This is a genomic window from Novosphingobium cyanobacteriorum (assembly GCF_029436685.1).
Classification (GTDB): Bacteria; Pseudomonadota; Alphaproteobacteria; order Sphingomonadales; family Sphingomonadaceae; genus Novosphingobium; species Novosphingobium cyanobacteriorum.
In genome coordinates this window covers 26,704-48,315 of record NZ_JAROCY010000024.1, presented here as the reverse complement: position 1 = coordinate 48,315, position 21,612 = coordinate 26,704, and the positions used below count along the sequence as shown (strand labels likewise).

Annotated in this window: 17 protein-coding genes; 8 read left to right on the top strand and 9 right to left on the bottom strand. The window is 64.3% G+C overall.

Features of this window, described 5'->3' with window-relative positions; all coding sequences use genetic code 11:
• Positions 1-6: 6 nt before the first annotated feature.
• The 3 genes from POM99_RS19060 to POM99_RS19050 all read right to left on the bottom strand — a co-directional run bounded on the left by POM99_RS19060 (position 7) and on the right by POM99_RS19050 (position 2,992).
• Positions 7-849 carry an SDR family NAD(P)-dependent oxidoreductase gene (locus POM99_RS19060; RefSeq protein WP_277280274.1) on the bottom strand — a complete coding sequence of 281 codons (843 nt, stop codon included), beginning with the start codon at positions 847-849 and terminating at the stop codon, positions 7-9.
• A 110-nt stretch (positions 850-959) separates the two neighbouring features.
• On the bottom strand, positions 960-1,742 hold the full coding sequence (locus POM99_RS19055) for an SDR family NAD(P)-dependent oxidoreductase (protein ID WP_277280273.1): 783 nt from the start codon (positions 1,740-1,742) through the stop codon (positions 960-962).
• Positions 1,743-1,837: 95 nt separating this feature from the next.
• Positions 1,838-2,992, bottom strand: coding sequence for an amidohydrolase family protein (locus tag POM99_RS19050; RefSeq protein ID WP_277280272.1), 1,155 nt, complete (start codon positions 2,990-2,992; stop codon positions 1,838-1,840).
• Positions 2,993-3,072: 80 nt separating this feature from the next.
• Between POM99_RS19050 and POM99_RS19045 the strand changes: the two genes are divergently transcribed.
• On the top strand, positions 3,073-3,882 hold the full coding sequence (locus POM99_RS19045) for an IclR family transcriptional regulator (RefSeq protein WP_277280271.1): 810 nt from the start codon (positions 3,073-3,075) through the stop codon (positions 3,880-3,882).
• 8 nt (positions 3,883-3,890) lie between these two features.
• Here the strand turns inward: POM99_RS19045 and car are convergent, their stop codons facing one another.
• Positions 3,891-7,301, bottom strand: a complete 3,411-nt coding sequence (car, locus tag POM99_RS19040) for a carboxylic acid reductase (RefSeq protein ID WP_277280270.1) — start codon at positions 7,299-7,301, stop codon at positions 3,891-3,893.
• A 211-nt stretch (positions 7,302-7,512) separates the two neighbouring features.
• Here car and POM99_RS19035 point away from each other — a divergent pair, with 211 nt between their 5' ends.
• The 7 genes from POM99_RS19035 to POM99_RS19005 all read left to right on the top strand — a co-directional run bounded on the left by POM99_RS19035 (position 7,513) and on the right by POM99_RS19005 (position 14,620).
• Positions 7,513-8,610 carry a hypothetical protein gene (locus POM99_RS19035; RefSeq protein ID WP_277280269.1) on the top strand — a complete coding sequence of 366 codons (1,098 nt, stop codon included), beginning with the start codon at positions 7,513-7,515 and terminating at the stop codon, positions 8,608-8,610.
• Between the two features lie 15 nt (positions 8,611-8,625).
• Positions 8,626-9,114, top strand: coding sequence for a VOC family protein (locus POM99_RS19030; RefSeq protein ID WP_277280268.1), 489 nt, complete (start codon positions 8,626-8,628; stop codon positions 9,112-9,114).
• A gap of 102 nt (positions 9,115-9,216) precedes the next feature.
• Positions 9,217-10,212, top strand: coding sequence for a phytanoyl-CoA dioxygenase family protein (locus tag POM99_RS19025; RefSeq protein WP_277280267.1), 996 nt, complete (start codon positions 9,217-9,219; stop codon positions 10,210-10,212).
• 103 nt (positions 10,213-10,315) lie between these two features.
• On the top strand, positions 10,316-11,515 hold the full coding sequence (locus POM99_RS19020) for an MFS transporter (RefSeq protein ID WP_277280266.1): 1,200 nt from the start codon (positions 10,316-10,318) through the stop codon (positions 11,513-11,515).
• Between the two features lie 31 nt (positions 11,516-11,546).
• On the top strand, positions 11,547-12,284 hold the full coding sequence (locus POM99_RS19015; RefSeq protein WP_277280265.1) for an NUDIX hydrolase: 738 nt from the start codon (positions 11,547-11,549) through the stop codon (positions 12,282-12,284).
• A 34-nt stretch (positions 12,285-12,318) separates the two neighbouring features.
• Positions 12,319-13,080 carry an SDR family NAD(P)-dependent oxidoreductase gene (locus POM99_RS19010; protein ID WP_277280264.1) on the top strand — a complete coding sequence of 254 codons (762 nt, stop codon included), beginning with the start codon at positions 12,319-12,321 and terminating at the stop codon, positions 13,078-13,080.
• A gap of 16 nt (positions 13,081-13,096) precedes the next feature.
• Positions 13,097-14,620, top strand: coding sequence for an AMP-binding protein (locus POM99_RS19005; protein WP_277280263.1), 1,524 nt, complete (start codon positions 13,097-13,099; stop codon positions 14,618-14,620).
• 597 nt (positions 14,621-15,217) lie between these two features.
• Here POM99_RS19005 and POM99_RS19000 read toward each other — a convergent pair.
• The 5 genes from POM99_RS19000 to POM99_RS18980 all read right to left on the bottom strand — a co-directional run bounded on the left by POM99_RS19000 (position 15,218) and on the right by POM99_RS18980 (position 21,604).
• Positions 15,218-16,831, bottom strand: a complete 1,614-nt coding sequence (locus tag POM99_RS19000) for a GMC family oxidoreductase (protein ID WP_277280262.1) — start codon at positions 16,829-16,831, stop codon at positions 15,218-15,220.
• 129 nt (positions 16,832-16,960) lie between these two features.
• A complete protein-coding gene (locus POM99_RS18995; RefSeq protein WP_277280261.1) occupies positions 16,961-17,455 on the bottom strand; it encodes a VOC family protein in 495 nt (164 codons plus the stop codon).
• A gap of 370 nt (positions 17,456-17,825) precedes the next feature.
• Positions 17,826-18,623 (bottom strand): SDR family NAD(P)-dependent oxidoreductase, encoded by a 798-nt coding sequence (locus tag POM99_RS18990; protein WP_277280260.1) that lies wholly within the window; start codon positions 18,621-18,623, stop codon positions 17,826-17,828.
• Positions 18,624-18,770: 147 nt separating this feature from the next.
• A complete protein-coding gene (locus POM99_RS18985; RefSeq protein WP_277280259.1) occupies positions 18,771-19,946 on the bottom strand; it encodes a DUF1214 domain-containing protein in 1,176 nt (391 codons plus the stop codon).
• A gap of 74 nt (positions 19,947-20,020) precedes the next feature.
• Entirely contained in the window at positions 20,021-21,604 is a 1,584-nt protein-coding gene (locus POM99_RS18980) for a GMC family oxidoreductase (RefSeq protein WP_277280258.1), read from the bottom strand.
• Positions 21,605-21,612: the final 8 nt, after the last annotated feature.

The window sequence follows — 21,612 nt, the reverse complement described above, 5'->3', positions numbered from 1 at the left end:
CTCACTCTAGTTGATCGACTGGCAGAAGCCGCCGTCGACGCGATAGTTGGATCCGGTCATGTAGGATGACAGCGGACTGGCGAGCAGCGCCGCCATGCGGCCGATGTCGTCTGGCCGGCCGAACTGCCTGATCGGCTGCGGCAGCACTTCGGAGGTGAAGCGCCGCTCGATCTCGTCCCATGACGTGTCATCCCATCCCAGCTGTCGGGCCCAGCCGGTGAATGTGGACTGGACCGCCGGGGTGAGGATGGTGCCCGGGGTAATCGCGTTCACGGTCACCCCGCTGCCGCCAAGGGTCTTGGCCAGACCTACCGTCATGTTGACCATGGCCGCCTTGGCCGGTGCATAGTCCGCCAAGTCAGGCGGCGGTTGCGTGGCAGAGGCGCTGGCCACGTTGATGATCCGCCCGAAGCCGCGCTCGACCATGCCAGGCGCGAAAGCCTGGATCAGCCTGACCGCGGCGCCGACGTTCTGGTCATAGGTCCAGCGCCATTCGTCCCACGGCGTTTCCAGCCAGGCCGCGTTTGCCGGGCGAGCGACCCCATCCTGCTTGTGGCTGCTGGTCTTCCCGCCAGCATTGTTGATCAGGACATCGACCCCGCCGAGCATTTCATTACAGCGCCTTGCGACCTCGGCACATCCGTCAGGATCGACCAGATCGCCCGTGACAGCAAGGACTGGCTGGCCGCGCCCACCGATCGCCGCGGCCACTGCGGCAGTGCGCTGCTGGTCCCGGCCATGAACGATGACGCTTGCGCCCTCGGCGGCAAGGGTGTGGGCAATGCCTTCACCGATGCCGGAGCTGCTGCCGGTGATCAGGCAGCGCAGCCCGGCAAGTTGCAGATCCATGTTCGCCCTCTCTCAAATCTGTTTGATCGAGAAACAACACCAGACTGCGTCGGGCGGCAAACTTTCTGTCAACCGGGGCTTGATCCATCACAATGGCGCTGCCCGCAGCGTCAGCTCACCAGAAAACCGCCATCCACGGCGAGCGTCTGGCCAGTGATGTAGGCCGATGCGGGCCCGGCAAGGAACAGGCAGGCGGCGGCGATTTCCTCGGGCTGGGCCGCGCGGCCGAGCGGTAGGCGCCCCGGTGCCATGATCGGCCCGGTCGTGGCGAGGCCGTCTGCCGCCATCTTCGCCGTGGCAGCTGCGGCCCCCTCGGTCATGACGCCGCCGGGCAGGACGGCGTTGACCCGGATGCCATCGCCACCCACTTCGACCGCGACCGATCGGGTGAGGTTGGTCAGCGCTGCCTTCGACGCGCCATAGGCGGAATTGTGATGGACCAGCGCCCGCTCGCCGCTGGCGGATGAGACATTGACGATCGCCCCGCCCTCTCCCCCGGGTCGGATGGCCTTGACCGCTTCGCGCAGGACCAGAAAGCTGCCGCGAGTATTGACCGCGTGAAGCTCGTCCCACTGCGCAGCGGTCATTGTAACGAAAGCGCGCTTGGGGAAGATGGCGGCAGCGTGGACTATTCCGTGGAGCTTGCCGTGATCGCCGAGGATCCGGGCAAAGCAGTCCTCGACCTGCGGTTCAGCGGAGATATCGCAGACATAGGGCGTGATCCCCGGCACCTCTGCCGCAAGTGCCTCAAGCCCGCGCGCCGCAATATCGATCGCCGCAACCCGTGCCCCGGCTTCGACGAACAGGCGGACAACCGCACGGCCGATCCCCTGCCCGGCACCCGTGACGGCGAAAACCTTCCCATCCAGCCGCAGCAATCGTTCGAGGCTCATTCCGCTTCTCCGCCAACAGTTGCGCCAAGGTGACAAGAAAAGACCCGGCCCGGCAATGGCCGGACCGGGTCAAATCATGCATGCGAACGATGCGGTCAGAGGTTCCAGAGCTTGGCGGCGTTGCGTCCGACGACGTCCTTGCCCTTTTCCTCGCCCAGCACGTCGAAGATCTTCTTCACTTCGTTGCGCGATTCGCCAAACACGCTTTCGCCATGCGGATAGTCGCACGACCACAGCATGTTGTCGGTCAGGTTGTATTCCTTGGCGAGCTTCAGGCCGACGTCGTCGGACATGATCGCGGAATAGCACTGGCGGCGGAAGTAGTAGCTCGGCAGTTCCTGCAGCTTGGGCTTCATTTCGGTTTCGTAGACCTGGTAGATGCGGTCCGCATCCTGCAGCGTCCATGGCACCCAGCCGAAGCCGCCTTCGCAGAACACGACCTTGAGGTTGGGGTGGCGTTCAAGGATGCCCGAGAAGGCAAGCAGCGACCACAGCGGGCGATAGGGCCCGAGGTTCTTGGTCAGGTTGGCACCGGTCGCACCCTTGCCGCGGAACTCGAGATAGGCGCCGACGTGGAACATCACCGGGATGCCGCTATCGGCGATCGCTTCCCACATCGGCTCCATGGCAGAGGCGTTGTAGGGCACGTTCTTCGGCGCCGAGGGGATTTCGAGCGCCTTCAGGCCAAGGCCCTTCATCTTGTCGATGTAGGCGGCGGTGTCTTCGGGCTTGTAGATCGTGGGCAGGATGCCAACGCCGATCAGGCGATCCGGATTGGCGGCGCAGGTTTCGGCCAGCCATTCGTTGTAGGCGTCCATGCAGCGGGTAAAGAACACCTTGTCCTCCATGCGGACCAGCGACATGGCGCGCGAGTGGAAGAACAGCGACACGTCGATGCCTTCGGCGTCCATGTCCTTCAGGCGCTCCTTGGCGTCCCAGAAGCCGGGACGGCCTTCGCCGATCAGGCCTTCGATGCCGGGCACGTCATAGCTCATGCCGTCGACCGACATGTGCCAGCGGTTGTCTTCCTTGTCCTGCCACAACTTGGGCGCGCGCTCCTTGTCGGCAGCCGACAGGCGCTTTTCCCACAGGCCTTCTTCTTCCATCCCGTGGTCATCGACCGAGATCACGCGGGTGCCGGCAGGCGGACGCCAGCCGCTGTCGTTCACTTCGCGGTTCATCGGCCAGTCCACCGCGCTGATCGGCGTATCCTGGGTGAAGGTGGTCTCGAAAGTGTCGAAGCTGTCCACGGCCATTCTCCTCAATTCCGGCTTGCTATCGCTTATTCATTATGCGAATAATGTATTCGCTATGTGATTGGAGTACCATGATGAGCGATTCGGAGTCAACCCAAACCCCCGCCAAGCGCGAAAGTGGGGTGACCGCGCTCGCCAGAGGGCTTTCGATCCTGCAATGCTTTGACCGGCCGGGCGCGCAGCTGACGGTTTCGGAGATCGCCCGGCAGGTGGGATTGAGCCAACCTACGACGTGGCGGCTGTGCAGCACGCTGATCGATCGGGGCTTTCTGGTGAAGACATCGGGCGGGGCGGCGCTGCGGGTCGGCGCGCCAGCGATGACACTGGGCTATGCCGCGATCCAGGGGCAGGACCTTCCTGCCCTCGCCCGGCCCTATATGGAACAGCTGACCCAGCAGATGCGCACGACCACGTCGCTCAGCCTGCGCAACGGGGTCGAGATCCTGTCGGTCGAACAGACCATTGGCAGCTTCGTGGTGCCGGGCCAGCCGGTTGGCTGGCGCGCATCGCTGGCTTCCTCCTCCGGCGGGCTGGCGGTCCTCACCGTTCTGCCCGAGGACGAACGCCGGGCTGTGCTTGAGGCGATTGCCACGCGTAACCCCGATGCATGGCCGCGTCGCAAGGAACGGATCGAGCGGGCCATCCATCAGTACGAGGCGCATGGCTTCATCCTGTTTCCCGACATGTTCGACGGCCAATATGCCGCAGCCGCCGTGCCCTTGATCGAGGGCAGCGGGCCGGACCGACGCTACTGGGGCCTCGCCTCGAGCGGACTTAGCGCCACCTGGACGGCGGAAGCCCTCGAGCCGGTAGGCAAGGAACTGGTCCGCATCCGCTCATTGCTGCAACCCGCCGCATCGGTGCTGCCCGCGGCACGGGCCTGAACGCGCCGTTACAGCAGACCGGCAACGCGGATATCCGCCAGGTACTTCGCCATCAGCTCCGGCCCGAGATGCGGGATCGTGCCGCCCTCGACCCAGTTCGCCACCCCCTCGGCAAACCGGTTGCTGCTCATCCGCCTCCCCGCAACCGCTGGGGCCGGGCGACTGAACGCCTCCATCAGCGGCAGGAGCGAAGCCTGGCGCTTGCTTTCGGGCAGCGCGCGCAGGGCCGTTTCGAACCGCTCGCGCCAGTCCTCGAACGGAGCGACCTTGTGCACCGGCACGCCCGCCTGGGCGATCCAGTCGACGAAGCTGTCCAGCGACACGCCGTCGTCATGCGGGTTGAGCACGTGGAAGCTGTACAGGTCCTGACGGCGGTTCTCGCCGATTTCCACCACCGCTCGGGCGATGAAGTCCACCGGCAGGCCTTCGTAATGGGCGCGGGCAGCGTCCCCCGCATAGAAGCTCTGCGGCGCAAGGCCCGTCTGGGCAATGCTGAACACCCACCGCGTGAACATGTCCGGCACGTTGAGCTGGCCGGTATAGCGGCTGTGCGCAAGGATCATGTTCGAACGGAAGTTGGCGACTGGCAGGCCGAACCGATCGTGCGCGTCGGCCAGCAGCACCTCGCCCGCCCACTTGCTGGCGGCATAGCCATCGGCATAGGCATCGCTGATCGTCCAGCGCGGCACGGCTTTGCGGATCGGCGTGTCCTCGTCCACCGCGTGCTGCTGCATGGCGACGGCCATGGTCGATACGTTGACGATCCGCTTCAGCCGGGTGGTCAGGGCGAGCCGGATCAGCTCGGCCGTCCCCGCGACATTGGGGCCGAACAGCTGGCGATAGGGCAGCTTGTGGTTCACCAGCGCCGCTGGGTGGACGATCAGGTCGACATCCCCCGCGAGACGCGTCCATGCCTCGTCCGCAAGGCCAAGGCGCGGTTCGGCCAGATCGCCGGCCAGGACTTCCAGCCGGTCACCCAGACGGGCAATCTCTGCCGCCAGGGCATCGTCGCCGCTGGCAAAGGCATCGAGCAGCCGCGCCCGGGCCGAGGCATCATCGGCACCGCGCGCAATGCAGGTCAGCCGCCCGCCGGTGCGTTCCAGCCGTTGCAGCCATTCAAGGCACAGGAACCGGCCGAGGAAGCCGTTGGCGCCGGTCAGCAGGACATGCGAGGGCTCCTGCGCAGCCGGGGGCGGCAGGGCGCTGGCAAGGCCAAGCGTCGTCATGTCGATGAACTGATCGAGCGTCAGCTGCGAGGCTTCCAGCACAGTGGCCCCTTCCCCGTGGACCGACACGAAGGTGGCGCGCTGCTGCCCGGCACGGTCGCGCTCGATCTGCCGGGCGAGCTGATGCAGGTCGCCGGTCGGATGCATGATCGCACCGGCCTCCACCGGGATGCCGTAGATGTCTTCGAGCAGCAGCGAAAACTGCACCGCTGACAGGGAATCGCCGCCGAGATCGGCAAAGGACACCGGCACGGCAGCGTCCAGCGTTTCCATCCCGAGGACCGACCGCGCGGCCCGGTACAGCGTTTCCAGCACCGGACCGCCCGCGCCCTCGCGCCGCAGCGCGACCAGTTCGGCGTCCTGCTGCTGCGCCATGGTGGAATAGAGCAGTTCCAGATCATCGGCATAGCGGGCCTTGAGCGCCGGGCGCAGGACCTTGCCGACACCGGTCAGCAATCCGTTGTCAGGGGAGAACGGCGTGCGCTCGACAATGATGTCACGCGGCACTTCGAAGGCCTGCAGATCGTTCGCCGCCGCCACCTCGCGCAGGGCGGTGAGCAGGCGGGCCTTGACCTCTGCTTCGGGCAGCGTGGGCGGCACCACTTCGGCATTGGGAACGACGACTGCGAGCAGGTAGGCCCGGCTGCTGCTGCCATAGACGAAGATCTGGGCGATGTCCGGGTGGCCACCGGCATAGAGCGATTCAAGCCGCGCCACGGCCACGAATTCGCCCTGCGACAGCTTCAGCACGTTGTTGCGCCGGTCGAGATAGCGAATCCGGCCCGGCTCGATCTCGGCCATGATGTCGCCGGTGTGGTAGAACCCTTCGGCGTCGATCAGCGAGGCGGTCAGTTCGGGCTGGCCGAGATAGCCGGCAAAGACCCGTGCCGACTTGACGATCAGTTCCCCGCGCGGAAACGGCTTGTCGGTGGTGAAATAGCCGAGTTCGGGCACGTCGATCAGGCGATAGTCGATCACCGGCGGCTTCTGGACATAGCCGTTGACCGCCACCATCCCCAGCTCGGTCGCGCCATAACCGTCGACCAGCGGCATGCCGAGCAGTTCCTCGACAAAGGTCTGGAGTTCGGGCGACAATGGCGCGGCCCCGGTCACCGCATCGCGGATGCGCCCACCCAGCGCCTTCTCGCGGAACCGGATCAGTGCCGCTTGCGCCGTATCGCCGCCGATGGCCATGGCTTCGCCATGCTCGGCGTGGAAACGCTGGTAGAGCAGTTCGGAAATGCGCGGGACCAGCGCCAGCGTGGTCGGCCGGACCACGGCCATGTCGTCCAGCAAGGTCGATAGATCGCTGCGCGCGGTGAAGTAGGTCGTGCCCCCCGATGCCAGTGCCATCGAGATGTACGACTTGCCGAAGCTGTGATTGAGCGGCTGGTAATGCAGGACGATCACAGAATGATCGCGCGCCATGGCCCAGGTCGGCTGGACCAGCCGCTCGGTATACATCGCCCCCTTCGGCGCACCGGTGCTGCCCGAGGTATAATAGACGATCGACAGCGGATCAGCGCCAGGTTCCGGCTCGAACGGCGTGGCTTCGGGCAAGGTTGCACCGGCAGCGATCGCCTCGCGGAAAGTGACGAGCGTCCGGCCGCTGCGCGAAAGGGCGGCGCGGGCGGCTTCGACGGCATCGAGCAGGGCAGGCGAGGCGTCATCGAGATCGAAGATGATCACGCAGGTCACCGCCGCGGCGCCTTCGGCCATGGCCACCGCCATGTCGAGGTGTTCGCTGCTGATGCACAGGACGCGGGTGTTCAGCTCGGTGACGATCCGGGTGAGTTGCTCGGTCGTGGCATTGGTCTGGAGCGGTACGATCGGCAGGCCGGTCAGGCCGAGGGCAAGGTCGATCGCGACGAACTGCGGACCGGCAAAGGCCAGCGTCACCACCGGGTCTCCCGCCTTCAGCCCGGTGCTGCGATGATGGGCGAGGAAGGCGGCAATGCGCCGCGCCTCTGCCCCCAGTTCGGCGAAGGTCACGGTCGTGAACTGGGCCGAGTGACCTGCCGGACCGGCCGGGTCCAGCGGCCGCCACGCCAGCGCGGGCCTGTCGGCATAGACCGACAGCGTTTCGCGGATCATCCTGCTGAGCGGCCACTGCCCGGACCGGATGCCCTCCAGCAAGGACGCGTCCGGCATCAGCAGTTCGCCGTCTCTCTCCTTCGCAGCAAGGACGTCCATGGCAGCTCTCCTCTTTTTATCGAGGGTATTGTCCCGTGACATGTCTTCGGCTGACAACGGGTGTTTGGGACATAGCTTGTCTTAGATGCCTCTGTTCCGCTTGGCATCGTGCCGCGATCATGCAGGCGATGGGTACGACGTTGGTCTAGGCCTGCTGCTCCGATCCCATAGGATGACGGCAAGAACACAATTTGACGGGAGAACAGTCGCGATGCCCGGTCAGGCAGAAAAGCACACATTACCGAACGGCAAGGTCATTCCAGGCATGGGGGAATATGCCTTTCAGCCCGTTGCCGGGGCGTTCCAGCCGACGCTCGAATCCATGGCCAACCTCGAACCGATGATGGGTATGGATCCCGAAGGGCTCTATCTGTGGGGAACCCTGCGAGACGACGAGGGCAACATGTTTTGCCCGATGCGCCGGATACCATATGGCCTGCCGGGGTCCAAGAAGGACACGCGGCGCTACTTCTACCTTCAGCACAACGTCGGCACGGACCATTTCAAGATGGACCCGGTCGGCCGCAGGTCCGCTCCGAACGACGGGCACCTGTTCGGCCGCGAAGGCGACAGCATCGTCTGGCGCAGCCACCCCGACGTACCCGGCAATCCCTTCCGCGCCGAATGGACGCCCGAAAGCTGCCGCTGGGTGGAAGAAGGCGTCATGGATATCAGCGGCACACTGATCAAGCCGGGCCTGCAATGGTACATCCCCAGCCGCACCGCCGCGATGTCCTACGTTGCCTGCATCATGAAGATGGAAGGCACGATCATGGGCCGCAAGGTTCGCGGCCTGATCGGCTTCGACGTCATGTACATGTACACCGGCGGCGAATGCTATGTGACCAAGGACGCGCTGGTCCAGGAAGAGCTGGAACTGGCCTGGTATACCTGGGCCACGATCTACAAGGACGGGACGCTTGAAGGCGGGCACTTCTTGATCGGCAACGACCTGATGGGATTCGGCATCCTCACCAACGAGAAGGGAGAAGTCCGCTTCACCTATGACGTGGACTGCGAGGTGACTTACGGCCCGGACAATTACTGGCACACAGGGATCAAGGCGACAGTATTCGGGGAAGAGTTTGAGTTCCTGCCGGACCCGCGCGGGCGGATGCCAGACCTTGGACCGATCCCCAATCCCCAGCTGGATGGCCGCTGGCGCAAGGTGGGCGACACGCGCGAGCCGGACATCTGGTTCGCCTGGGGAGAGGCCGCATCGGCACATGGGACCAAGCCGGTCCAGCGCCTAGCGGGCGTGGGCCAGCGCATCATCACGCCGCTGGACCGGTTCAGCCGCGACTACTGACAGAAGGAAAACGGGATGCTCGTTGCAGGCGACTTCTTCCAGATCGGCGTCGTGGTGCGCGACATAGACGAAGGCATGGCGCGCTATCAGCAGACCATGGGGGTCGGGCCGTTCTGGCGACTCGATACCGATTATGAGGGGCGTTACCGCGATTGGCGGGGCCGGTTTGCCAATCGCAACGCCTTTGCCCGGTGGGGCAACGTCTACCTCGAGATGGTGCAGCCGGTGATTGGCGAGGGCAATGCCAAGGAATGGCTGGAGACACGCGGGGAAGGCATCTTCCACCTTGGCTATGCCACGGACGACCTTGCCCAGCGGCCCGCAGGCGCCGAATGCGTGTTCGAAAGCTGGGGAGCCCGGACGCCCGATGGCGGCGCCGCGGTGATCCACCTCGATACTGTGGCGCATTTCGGCTATTATCTGGAGCTTACGCACCGGCCCATGGCGGTGGGGCTCAACGCAATGATTGACCGTGAACTGGAGAAGCTGGCTGCGGAGAATTGAACAGCAACATCCGCATGATGCGAAAATTCATCCTGTGAAGCGCAGGTGGCAGATGTCATATTCTGCGCAAGGGGCAAACCCCACGAGAGGATGACATCCGCCATGAACGCGCAAGCCCTTCATCTGCCCGAAGCTGCCGATTTCGATACCGCCTCGATCCGGCCCAGTCGCACGTTCGAGATCTGCAACCACCTGCTGGATGATCATGCCGCGCTCGAGCGGTTCTATTCGGACAACGGCTACCTGTTTTTCCGGGACGTGCTCGATCCGCGATCGGTCCGCGATGCGCGGCAGGCCATGCTCGATATTGCGGCTGACGAGTTCGGGCTGGTCGAGAAGGGCGATCCGCTTGGCCGCTGGACCGGCAAGGCCCATGTCGCGTGGAGCGAGGAACTGCCGGTATTCGCCGGAATCTCGCGCAAGCTGGTGGAGCATCCTGCCAATCAGGACCTGCTGGCGAAGATCCTCGGCGAAAAAGCCTGCATGGTGCCGATGGTGCAGTACCGGCTGTACCCGCCGAACGGGCCAGTGACGATGGTCCATCAGGACGGGTTCTACAGCCCCGGCATCCAGGATTACCGGCCCTTGTGGATTCCGCTCGTCTCCTGCCCGCGCGAAGTTGGCGGCCTGACCGTGGCGGTGGGCCAGCACAGGAAGGGCTATCTCCACAACGTGGCCAAGCCCAACCCCTTCCCGATCCCGGAAGGCGCGATCGAGGAGGATTCGTGGGCAACCATCGCCTACGAACCGGGCGACCTGCTGGTGGTTCATCCCTGTTCGCCGCACGCAGGCCTGCCCAACACGTCTGACCGCCTGCGCATCTCGTTCGACACGCGCGTCCAGTCCGCAGCCCGGCCAAGCGCCTTTGCGGCCACCGTGGCAAGCGTCACCCCATCTTCGGTGACCGTAACCGCCGACGATCCGGTCGTCGGCACCATCACCCTGTCCGTCGACCCTGAAAGCTATCTGCGCCCGGTCAGCCGCGGTCGCCGCGAACCGTTCGAGACCTTCACCGAATACACGGTTCCGGGCATGCATCTGGTGGTCGTGCGCGAAGGGACACGATGCGCCATGCTGCGCGAAGGATCGCAGCCCTGATAATTGCCGGCTTTTGACCCGGCCAGACCGATCTGGGCTTTGCGCGGTCCGATCCTTCGATACACTCCCCTTTACAGAGTCAAAATGACCGGGAGAGACTGTGATGGATCAGGCGGCGGACCCATGGTCCAGGGTTGGCGTTGTGGGCAAGGCGGCGCTGATCGCGATCGGCCCATTCGTCGCAATCGGCCTCTTCTCGATGGGTTCGGTCCTGCCGCGCCTGGGTCAGGAATTTGCCAGCGTCCCCAATGCAGCGCTGCTGGTGCAGTTGATCGGCTCGATCGTCGCGCCGGTCTTCGCGCTTGCCTCGCCGCTCGCGGGCAGGCTGATCAACCGCTTCGGGTTGCGCACGGTCTATATGGCGTCGGTCGTCCTGATGGCGATCGGCGGTGCCGGGCCGGCGCTGTGCGATGACCTGACTGCCATCCTGGCGCTGCGCGTCGTCCTGGCGATAGGCGTCGCTGGCGGGCTCACCGCCGGCATGTCGGGAATTGCGCGCCTTCCCGAAAGCCAGCGCGCGACCGTGCTTGGCCTCAACAGTTTCTTCGGCGGGGCGATCTGCCTGCCGCTGTTCCCGCTTGTCGGGATGCTGGCAGAAGACAGCTGGCGCCTGGCCTTCCTCACGCACCTCATCCTGCTGGTGGCCATCCCGCTGGCCCTTGCCCTGCCCGGACATTCCGCGCCGAAGGTCGATACCCCCCATGCCGGAGCAGCGCCAGCCAAGGCAGGGATTCTTGCCGGCCTTCCGGTCATCCTGGCCATCGTGACTGCCCTGTCCGGCCTCGCGATGGTCGCAAGCTCGATGTACACGCCCTTCCTGCTCGCCTCGATCGGGGTGACCGAGCCAGCCAAGATCGGCCAGTTGCTGGCCATCATGTCACTCTTTTCGCTGGCCGGATCGGGCAGCTACGGCTTCATGCACAAGCGCATCGGCACGCAGGCCCTGCTCAAGCTCGGCCTTGTCAGCATGGTGCTCGGCTGCCTTGTCATTGCGCTGGCTCCGAACGTGGTCATGGCGACGGCGGGCATGAGCCTGCTTGCCATCGGTGTCGCCGTCTACGTGTCGTCGGCCTATGCCGCCGCGATCGAAAGCGCAGGCAGCGAAAGCGCGGCTCCGGCAGCAATGGGCGTCCTCACCTTCTGCCTCTATGGATCGCAGATGGCCTTTCCGTTCATCAGTGGCCAGGTGGGCGAAAGCGCCGGGCCGGCGGCAGTGTTCATGCTGCTGGCGGGGCTGATGGTGCTGGGCCTTGTTATGATCTTCGCCCTGCATCGCCGCCAACCAGCGCCTGCTCCGGCTTGATTGTCCTCCTGTTCAGCGAACCCCTGCACCCATGACCACCGCCGCTCCTCCCCGGCCTTCAGCCACGATCCTCGTCCTGCGCGACGATCCGTTCGAGGTGCTGATGATCGAACGCCATGCCGCACAGGATTTCTCCTCCGCGCTGGTGTTCCCCGGCGGCGTGGTCGATCCCGGCGACGGCGATGAAAGCTGGTTGCCACATCTGACCGGGGCGGAAGACCTGAGCCAGCAGGAGCGCGCGCTGCGCATCGCCGCATACCGTGAGACGTTCGAGGAGACCGGCCTGCTGCTGGCCCGGCTGCGCGATGGCACTGCCATCCCGGAAGATCGCGCTGACATCGCGGACTTTGCTGCCATCGTGCGGCATTACGATGCGGTCCTCGCGCTGGATGATCTGGTGCATTTCGCGCACTGGATCACCCCCGAAGGCAACACCAAGCGCTATGATACGCATTTCTTCCTTGCTGCCGCGCCGGAACGGCACGCCGTCTGCTGCGACGGGAATGAAGCGGTAGAGGCAGTGTGGGTGCGGCCTGCCCAAGCGCTGGAGCATGCTGCATCGGGCGCGCGCAAGATCGTTTTCCCGACCCGGATGAACCTGTCCGTCCTGGCTCGCCATGCCGACCGTGCCGATGCGATGGCAGTTGCGCGGCAAAGCACCGTCCACACCGTGCTGCCCCGTGTGGAAAAGCGCGAAAACGGCATTGCCGTCGTGATCCCGACCCATGCCGGATACGACCAGACCGAAGATTTTCGTCCGGCGCGCTGACGCCTAACTGAATTTGACTTGAGGATATCAGACAATGACCGACACCCACTTCAGCGGAAAGACCGCCCTTGTCACCGGAGCCGGCTCAGGCATCGGGCAGGCATCTGCACTGGCCTTCGCGGCCAAGGGCGCGCGGGTCATGGTTACCGATATCAACGGCGATGCCGCCGAGGAAACCGTCAGACAGATCACCGCCGCCGGGGGAGAGGCCGCCGCAAGAAAGGTCGATGCCACCAGCGCCGAAGAGGTCGAAGCCTTGATCCAGGCCACGCTCGACCGGTTCGGCTCCCTCGATTTCGCGCACAACAACGTCGGCTGCGGCACCGGCAAGGCGCTGGAGGACATCGGCCCGGCGGATTACGATTTTACGATGAACCTGTCGTTCAAATCGGTGTTCCTCGGCATGCGCTACCAGCTGCCGGTGATGCGCGAACGGGGCGGCGGCGTGATCGTCAACACTGCGTCGATGGCTGGCGTAAGCACGACTCAGGCGGCGGACATCGTCTATTCGGGCGCCAAGGCGGGGGTCATCCAGATGACCGCACACGCCGCCCGCGCCTATGGCCAGCACAACATCCGGGTCAACTGCATCGCGCCCGGCCTTGTCGCAACGCCGATCATCAGCCAGATGTTCACGCCGGAACAGCAGATCGAAATGGCGTCCGACCATATCATCAAGCGGCCGGTGCGGCCCGAGGAAATCGCGGCTGCCGTGATCTTCCTCTGCTCTGCCGAAGCGGCGATGATCACCGGGCTGGTCCTGCCGGTCGATGGCGGGCAGAATGCGATGCGTTGAGCCGGACCGGGCTGGAATGGATCAGGCGACACGCGCCATCGACGCATTGCTGGACGAGGCGGGGCTCCCTGTCGCCGGTGCACCAATCGGCGCGCTTTTGAGTGCTCAGGCGGCACGGCAGCCCGATCAGCCCGCCTTTACCTTTGCGGGACGCACGCTGACTTTCGCGCAGATGGATGCCGGAGCCAACCGGATGGCCCGGGCCTTGGCCGCCCGCGGCGTCCAGCCCGGCGACACGGTGGCCATCACCATGCCGAACCGGCCGGAATATGCGCTGGCTGTCTATGCCGCATGGAAGCTGGGGGCGACTCCCTGTCCCATCTCGCAACGCCTGACCGCGCCGGAAATGGCGGAAGTCCTTTCTCTCGCCCAGCCCCGGCTGGTGATCGGAACCGGGGCAACGCCCGCAGGCGACTGGCCACTGCTGGAAATTGACGATCCGCTGCCCGACACGTTGCCGGACGGTCCGTTACCGCCCATCGTCTCCTCTCCCGGCAAGATCCTGGCCAGCGGCGGCAGCACCGGACGGCCGAAGCTGGTCGTCGATCCGATCTCATCCGGCTGGGGTCCGGACAAGACCGTGCCGTTTCGCCCCGCGTTCAGCACGGTGATCAACGCCGGGCCGCTCTACCACACCTCGCCCTTTTCCTTCGCGATCGTCGCCCTGGCGGAAGGATGTCATGTCGTCTGCATGGAGCGGTTCGATCCCGCTGAATGGCTGGAACTGGCCGGGCGTCATCGCGTAACCGTGGCCCCGATGGTGCCGACAATGATGAGCCGGATCGCGCGGCTCGACCCTGCGGTGACGGCGGCGGCAGACCTTTCTTCCCTGAAGTTCCTCATGCATTCCTCCGCCCCCTGCCCGCAGGACGTGAAACGCTGGTGGCTCGATCGGGTCGGGCCGGACGTAGTCTGGGAAGTCTACGGCTCGACCGAACGGCTCGGCTCCACCCTGATCAGGGGCTCCGAGTGGCTGGAACGACCCGGCTCGGTAGGCCGCGCGAACCCGGGAGATACGATCCTGATCGTCGATGGTGCGGGCAATCCGCTGCCCCCCGGCGAGATCGGCGAAATCCTGTTCCGGCGCACCATCGGCGTCGGCGTGAACTACCGCTACATCGGTGCGGGCACGCGGATACAGGGCGATCTAGACGGGCTGGGTGACATGGGCTGGGTCGATGGCGATGGCTACCTCTACATCGCGGACCGACGCACCGATATGATCCTGGTCGGCGGGGTCAACGTCTACCCGGCCGAGATCGAAGCTGCGCTTGAGCGTGTGCCCGGCGTACTTTGCGCTGCGGTTATCGGCCTTCCTGACGCTGATATGGGCAACCGCATCCATGCCATCGTCGAACTGGCCGATGGTGTCGCAATACCTGCATCTGATCAAGCACTGGCGTTCATTAAAATCGCGCTGGAGCGACTGGCTCCGTACAAGCGACCCCGCTCAGCCGAGTATACCCATGAGCGGGTTCGCGACGACGCTGGCAAGGTGCGCCGCGCCGCACTGCGGGCCGCCCGTCTTGCCGAAGGCTAGAGTGTGACGACACTACAATGCGCCATAGCCTGTGTCTCGGCTGTAGTTGGCGCATTCATTCGGCTGCATGCGTCGGTGAATGATCTGATCAGTTGTCATGCGATTTCCGATGATTGTTCGACGACCTTTCGGAAAAATGATGTTACCGAAGGTAGCCTCGCCGTGCGGTTCTGATCTCTGCGCACTCGCCTGATTGGTGGATCGTCTACGGGTTGTGCCGCACTCATCGATCGATGCCGGCCGATGCCGGTGCCTTTTCATGCATCATTGCAGACTCGATCTCATCAGTGCGGCCAGTTCGACCCATTTGCGCTATTCTGCCGGCAAAGCTTTGGGTTAGCCAGAAACCGCGACAGCAATACCGGGCGAAGTCGCCTCCCGAATGATCGATACCCGAACACAACCCGAACTTAAGTTTCTCGTGGTCCACCCCTCACGAGGATGTGCGACAAATTCTGGACCAAGATCGAGGCAGATTTCGCGTCGGGCGCATTAGAGTTTGAAGTGGAGGAAGATCGGGTGGTCACGTCAAAGGCGACCGCTAACGCCAAAGCGCGCCATCGATAGCTGTAGCCAACGGGACGGGGCCTGTGTGGCTTAGTTGCGCTGACGACGATCCTCGTGGATCAGTCGGGCGGCACGCATCGCCATTCCCATTGTTGGCGCATTGGTGTTGCCCGCGATCATTTCGGGGAAGACCGAACAGTCGACCACCCGTAGCCCTTCGATCCCGCGCAGGCGGAGGCGGCCATCCAGCGGCGCAGAATTGTCCTTGCCCATCCGCACAGTCGCCGTGGCATGATAGCCGGCCTGGCCATAGCGCCGGAACAGGTCGAGGATTTCCGCGTCGGTCTGGGCGCCAGCGGTAAAGGCCGTTTCGCCGTGGATGAAAGGCTGCAGGGCGGGCTGCGCCATCAGGGTACGGACAAAGCGGAACTGGCCAATGGCCGCGCGCTGGTCATACTCGTCCGTCAGGAAGCGGGGGTCGATCTCCAGCATGGCGGCGGGATCATTGCTCCGCACGAGCACGTGGCCTTCGCTGCGCGGGCGCAGGGTCATGGCGTAGACCTGCATGCCCGGTTCCTGCTCCATCGCCATGCCCTTGTCCGTGGCGACGCTGTAAGGCGAATACATCAGCTGGCTGTCCGGTCGTTCGCTTTCAGGCAGGACCTTGACAAAAGCCGCGGCTTCGGACGACCCGTAGCTCATGATATTCGGCTTGCCCGCAACATGTTTCGCCACGTTGGCGAGCAGGCGCGGCCCGGTGAACTGGTTGTTGACGCTGTCCCGCATCCGCTTCAGCCGCCAGTTCATCAGGATCAGCGAATGTTCGCGCATGTGGCGACCGACGCCTTCGCTATCGAGTACCACGTCGATCCCTGCTGCCTTGAGGTCCTGGCCCGAACCGATGCCGGACAACTGGAGGATACGCGGCGAACCGATCGCGCCGGCGGAGAGGATGACTTCTCCCTGCGAGCGGAATTCGACCGGCGTCCCATCATCGCGGACGCCGGCGATGCCGACTGCGCGGCCGTTCTCTACAATCACCCGGTCTGTCCGGATACCGGTTTCGACCTTGAGGTTGGGCCGTCGCCGTGCCCGCTTGAGAAAGCCCTTGGCAGCCGAGACGCGCCGGCCCTTGGCATCGATGTTCCATTGCAGCGGGCCGGTGCCTTCCTGGCGGGGATCGGAATGATCCTGCTTCACCGGCAGGCCCATTTCGCGCCCGGCTTCGACCCATGCCTTGAGCAGGGGAGATGGGGCAGGGTGGGTCTTGACTTCGATCGGCCCGCCCACGCCACGGTCTTCGCTGGGCCCGCTGGCGTGGTTCTCCAGCGCGAGGAAGGCCGGACGCATGTGTTCCCACGACCACTGGTCGCCGGCAAGTTCGGCCAGCCGGTCATAGTCAGCTGCGACGCCGCGGTTCCAGACCATGCCGTTAACTCCGCTGGAGCCACCCAGCATCTTGCCGCGGATCCAGACTTCCTGTCCGCCGCCATCCTCGCGGGCGTTCACTGTCGGATAGAAATGTGCGGTGGTGGGATCGGCCAGAGTCTTGCCGAAGCCCTTTGGCATGTTGATCACGAAGGTGTCGCCAGAACGCCCTTCTTCAACCAGCAATACATTGACCGAGTGGTCAGCAGAGAGCTGTTCCGCCAGGACACAGCCCGCAGAACCGGCGCCAACAATGATGTAATCGAACGTGGTCATGGTCGGTTTCTGCGAACCAGAGCGCTGCTTGGCAAGGAGAAAGGCGGCTGTCGACGATCGCCGCCAGCGCCTTATCTCCTATGCGATGTTAGCTGAGAGCAGCCTTTTCCAGGGGCCCTATGCTCAGTTTCAATTGGCGGCGCACTGCGTGTAGAAGTGGCGACCTTCCTCATTGGGGTAGATGTATTCGAGGAAATGGCCGAGCTCAGGCGCTTCGATGTAGATGACTTTCATCGTTCCGGTATCGACATCCATCCACAGCTTGCGGCCGGCAGCGGTGATCTGGCTCCGGAGGAGTTCCCATTCCTCGTCCGAGTTGACGAAGTAGCCGAAGTGATGGTGGCGAATGACGAAATCGCCAGTCCGGTCAATCCAGTCATCGTAAAGCGGCTGGGTCTGGTCTCTAGCAGTCTCGATCACTTCGTACTGCTGGCCGTTGGACCAGGCGAGAGCTATGCGCATGACGCCAGCATCGATGTAGGACCAGTTGGCAAAGCCATAGGCATCGCCGATGACCTGGACCGCGCGGTCCAGGTCATTCGACACATAGGCGGTCTGGAACAGCTCGTAGCCCAGTAATCCCGCCGGCTTGGCAGAGCTTGGGGGGCGAACAACTCTGGTCATAGGCTATCCTCCTTGGTTTTGCTTGTTTGAATGGGTCAGGCTAGGGCTAACGTTGCCCGATTGCGGAAAGACCAGTCATTGTGCGAATACCGAGGCATCGCGCAGGAACAGTCGCGGGCGAAGCCAGCCTGATCCCCTTCGAGCGTGGCACAAGACCCCGTCATCGCGCTATCCAAGCTGGCAGGATCATCGAAGTTGCCCCGGATGACGGTAACGCCGCCTTCCACTTGCGCACGCGCTGCAAGTGACCGAGGAACCCTGGCGCCAACCGGGAAACCGGCGTTCAGCGGGGCATCCACCGTGGCTTCGCCCTGCCTGTTGTTCGCCAAGATTACCCGTGCAGCATGATCTTTCGCCATTGTCCGATGTCCTAGGCCACGTAGCGGATCGTCTGGCCGCCATCGACGGCGATCGTCTGTCCATTGACGTAGCCGCCCGCATCGCAGGCAAGCATAACGACTACCCCGGCAATTTCGTCTGGAGCGCCCATCCGACCCACGGTGGACCGCGCCATTTCCTTGGCCAGTTCATCAGGATTGTCGATCAATCCCTGGGCCATGTCGGTCTGGACCAGTCCCGGCGAGACCGTGTTCGCGCGGACCCCGGCTTCGCCATGTTCAACCGCGATGTTGCGCACATATTGCATGCCAAGCTGCTTGCTCAGCGTGTAGGAATGATAGACCCCGCTGCCGAAATGCGCAGCAATGGTGCCGATGTTGATCACCCGGCCCCAGCCCTGGCCGACCATGCCCGGCAGCAGCCGCTGGGCCAGCCGGTGCAGGGCGCGAAAATTGCCGTCGATGGTCTTTTCCAGCACCGCCTCGGTCATCTGCGCACTGGGGCCGACGTGGATGTGCAGCCCGGCGTTGGTGACGAGGATGTCGATCGTGCCAAAAGCCGCCTCACCCGCGGCGACGAGCGCTTCGAGCTCATCGGCGCGGGTGATGTTGGCGGCCACGGCAATGGCACGGCCGCCCTGCCTGGCGTTGATCGCATCCGCCACGGCTTGCGCACTGTCGAGCTTGCGCCCGGCGATGATCACGTTCGCGCCGTGCTGGGCCAGCCGTTCCGAAATGGCCCGCCCGATCCCCCGGCTGCCACCGGTGACCAGCGCCGTATGGCCTGACAGGTCGAACAGGGTGCCGACGAAGGGGTTGGGTGCGCTCATCTCGGTTCCTGCCTGTGAGTTGTCGCGCCATGACTGCGGGGAAGCGAGTGCCTGCGCAATGGCTGGCAGGCACTCGCTATCGAAGATCACAGGGCCGATAGATCACAGGGCCGACAGATCACAGAACTGACAAGCGTCAGCCGCAGATCACCACTTGCGGCGCATCTGGTTGCCGATCAGCCGCTGCCGCAACTGCGCTTCGCGTTCTGTAGGGGTGGCGCGCGGGGTGGCATCGCCGAGGTGGCTGGCAAGATCGGCGAACTTGACCTTGGTGATCTGTGGCGTGGGCGTGGACGAGCAGCGATACCATCGCCCGATCAGCATCCCGTAGGTGTTGTCGCCCGTGTCGAGCCAGTTGTAATAGCCCGGATCCTGGTGCGACAGGACCGCGCGGAACTTGCCATCGGCATCGACTTTGGCCGTGTGGCCGTTGAGGCTGCTCTGGCGATAGGGGATATCGACCTGGTTCCACAGGCCGTCGATCACCTGGACGTTCCAGTAAGTGCGGGTTTCCGGCAGCTCGCTTTCGATCACCAGCGCCTCGTCCTGCGCGATATCGAACACCATCTCGAAATAGGCCTGCGGCCAATCGTTGCCGTTGCCCATGTCCTGGAAGGTGTGGATGTGCATCTTGTTGATGAACCCGCCATCGTGTGGGCGGCGGATCGAGTTCATCGCGACGCGGGTCACGTCTCCCATATAGGCGAAAACGTGGCGCAGCCTGGCATCGACTTCGTCCGGGGTCAGGCGGGCGCGCACCGTGGCCGGCTTGTCGAGCCGCTCGATCGCCATCCGGCAGTCTCGCTCGTTGCCCCAGTCGTAGGAAAACTGGCGGACGAGGATGAAATCGGCCTCCGGGTGGAGGTGCAGCCAGTCACCCTCGTAGCCCGCCGGGCGTTCGGCGCTGAAGATCACGTCGAATCGGCCATCGGCGTCGAGCGTCAGGTCGTTCAAATCGTAGTTGCCGAAGCCCTTGCCGGGTTGCGAGCCGTTGGTGCCGAACAGCTTGTTGCCAGTGGCAAAGCCGACGACCGGCGCATTCCCCCGCTCTCCGATGATGCGGTAGGTGCCCGTACCGTCCACGCTGGTCACATAATAGATCGAGTCCGGGTTCGGTTGAAGCAGGAAGGCCGAATTCTCGAAAGGGACGAATTCGGGATAGCGCGGGTCGGTCATCATCAGCAGGAAATAGGCCTGCGACAGGTTCATCGAGAACTGGCGGTACAGGTCCGCGCGCAACTGTTCATCCACCGGTGCGGTGGTATTTTCAAGGATATCGCCCGCCGGTTTCAGCAGGTCGACATATTCGGCCCAGGTCTTCATTGCCTTCTCCCAATGCGGACTTTTCGTCTCCGTGATGAGGCAGGTATCCCGTGGCCGTTAACGCCCCGATATCCTCATTTGGTGATTAGTTCCGCAGCCCGTTCGGCAATTGCGATAGTAGCGGCGTTGGTGTTGCCGGATACGACCAGCGGCATCACCGATGCGTCGCACACCCGCAGCCCGACTACGCCACGTACGCGCAGTTCCGGGTCGCACACGGCATCGGCCCCGCCCATGCGGCAGGTGCCCGCAGGGTGATAGCCGATGCCGACCATCGACCTGATCCAGTCGCGCCGCTCGTCATCGCTGGCCAGCGGCCGGTCGGGCAGATTAAGCCCGGTGACGTGGCTGGCCAGGGGTTCGGCCTCCCACACCTGGTCAAACATGCGGGTCAGGATGACCAGCCGCTCCAGATCGCGCTCGTCAGACAGCAGACGGTGGTCGATGATTGGCTTGTCCTGCGGATCGCGGCTGCGCAGGCGGATCTCACCCCGGCTGTAGGGGCGCATGTTGTTGCCGCCGATAGTGATGCCGGGCCGCTTGGCCATGCCGGGCGCGCCGCTGCTGAAATCGAGCGCCAGGGCAAGGACGCTGACGGAAAGGTCCGCCTCGTCCAGCGATGGATCGGACTTGAGCCCGGCCATGACGTGGACCGCCGGACTGGCCATCGGCCCGTCCTTGCGCAGGAACCAGCGCAGGAGATCCCGCCCGATCGTCCAGGGGCCGAAGGGGCTGTTGTAAGTCGGCATGTCGATGAAGCGACTGGTCGAGACGCCGTTGTGATCCTGCAGGTTCTGGCCGACCGGGAGATCCGCGACAACCGGGATGCCAAGGTCGGCAAGGTGCGCGGCGGGCCCGATGCCTGAGCGCATCAGCACGCCGGGGCTTTGCAGGGTGCCAGCGGACACGATTACCTCGCGCGCAGCGAAATCGCGGACCTCGCCCCCGACAGTGGCCCTGACGCCGACTGCCCGGCCATCACGGATCAGAACCCGGTCAGCCATGGCATCGGTGACGATCCTGAGGTTGGGGCGGCCGCGTGCCTGCTGGAGGAAGGAAACCGCAGTGCTCTGGCGCATGCCGCCGGGGGCGGTGGAGTAGATGTCATAGACGCCGAACTGGTCCCCGGCGCAGTATTCATCGAGGTGCGGGACGCCGCAGGCCTCGAACGCGCCGATGACCGCATCGCAGATCGGGTGGCGCACGTTCGCGCGGCCAACCTTCATTGGCCCGTGCTTGCCATGCCACTGGCTGTCGGGTCCGATAAAGTTTTCGGACTTGAGGAAGTAGGGCAGCATGGTGTCCCAGCCCCACCCGGTCGCGCCGGCCTCTACCCAGCGATCATAATCGCGGCGGTTGCCGCGCACATAGACCATGCCGTTGATCGAGCTTGATCCGCCCAGCATCTTGCCGCCCGACCATCCCGTCACCCGTCCGCCAATCGTGGGATCGGGCTCGGTCATGTAGGACCAGTCATACCGCGGGCGCTGCATCATGGCGTAGGAGCCTGCCGGCATCCGCACGAACAGCTCCTTCGTCCGATCCTTGCCCGCTTCGAGCAGGATAACCCGGGTCTTCGGGTTTTCGCTGAGCCGGGCAGCGAGGACAGCGCCCGCGCTGCCCGAACCGACGATCACGAAATCGGCTTCGTCATTCACTTGGCGGC

Bases quoted from the DNA above. Each gene is read 5' to 3' on its own strand.
- POM99_RS19060 (WP_277280274.1), bottom strand. From the start codon at position 849: ATGGATCTGCAACTTGCCGGGCTGCGCTGCCTGATCACCGGCAGCAGC.
- POM99_RS19055 (WP_277280273.1), bottom strand. From the start codon at position 1,742: ATGAGCCTCGAACGATTGCTGCGGCTGGATGGGAAGGTTTTCGCCGTC.
- POM99_RS19045 (WP_277280271.1), top strand. From the start codon at position 3,073: ATGAGCGATTCGGAGTCAACCCAAACCCCCGCCAAGCGCGAAAGTGGG.
- car (WP_277280270.1), bottom strand. From the start codon at position 7,301: ATGGACGTCCTTGCTGCGAAGGAGAGAGACGGCGAACTGCTGATGCCG.
- POM99_RS19035 (WP_277280269.1), top strand. From the start codon at position 7,513: ATGCCCGGTCAGGCAGAAAAGCACACATTACCGAACGGCAAGGTCATT.
- POM99_RS19030 (WP_277280268.1), top strand. From the start codon at position 8,626: ATGCTCGTTGCAGGCGACTTCTTCCAGATCGGCGTCGTGGTGCGCGAC.
- POM99_RS19025 (WP_277280267.1), top strand. From the start codon at position 9,217: ATGAACGCGCAAGCCCTTCATCTGCCCGAAGCTGCCGATTTCGATACC.
- POM99_RS19020 (WP_277280266.1), top strand. From the start codon at position 10,316: ATGGATCAGGCGGCGGACCCATGGTCCAGGGTTGGCGTTGTGGGCAAG.
- POM99_RS19015 (WP_277280265.1), top strand. From the start codon at position 11,547: ATGACCACCGCCGCTCCTCCCCGGCCTTCAGCCACGATCCTCGTCCTG.
- POM99_RS19010 (WP_277280264.1), top strand. From the start codon at position 12,319: ATGACCGACACCCACTTCAGCGGAAAGACCGCCCTTGTCACCGGAGCC.
- POM99_RS19005 (WP_277280263.1), top strand. From the start codon at position 13,097: ATGGATCAGGCGACACGCGCCATCGACGCATTGCTGGACGAGGCGGGG.
- POM99_RS19000 (WP_277280262.1), bottom strand. From the start codon at position 16,831: ATGACCACGTTCGATTACATCATTGTTGGCGCCGGTTCTGCGGGCTGT.
- POM99_RS18995 (WP_277280261.1), bottom strand. From the start codon at position 17,455: ATGACCAGAGTTGTTCGCCCCCCAAGCTCTGCCAAGCCGGCGGGATTA.
- POM99_RS18990 (WP_277280260.1), bottom strand. From the start codon at position 18,623: ATGAGCGCACCCAACCCCTTCGTCGGCACCCTGTTCGACCTGTCAGGC.
- POM99_RS18985 (WP_277280259.1), bottom strand. From the start codon at position 19,946: ATGAAGACCTGGGCCGAATATGTCGACCTGCTGAAACCGGCGGGCGAT.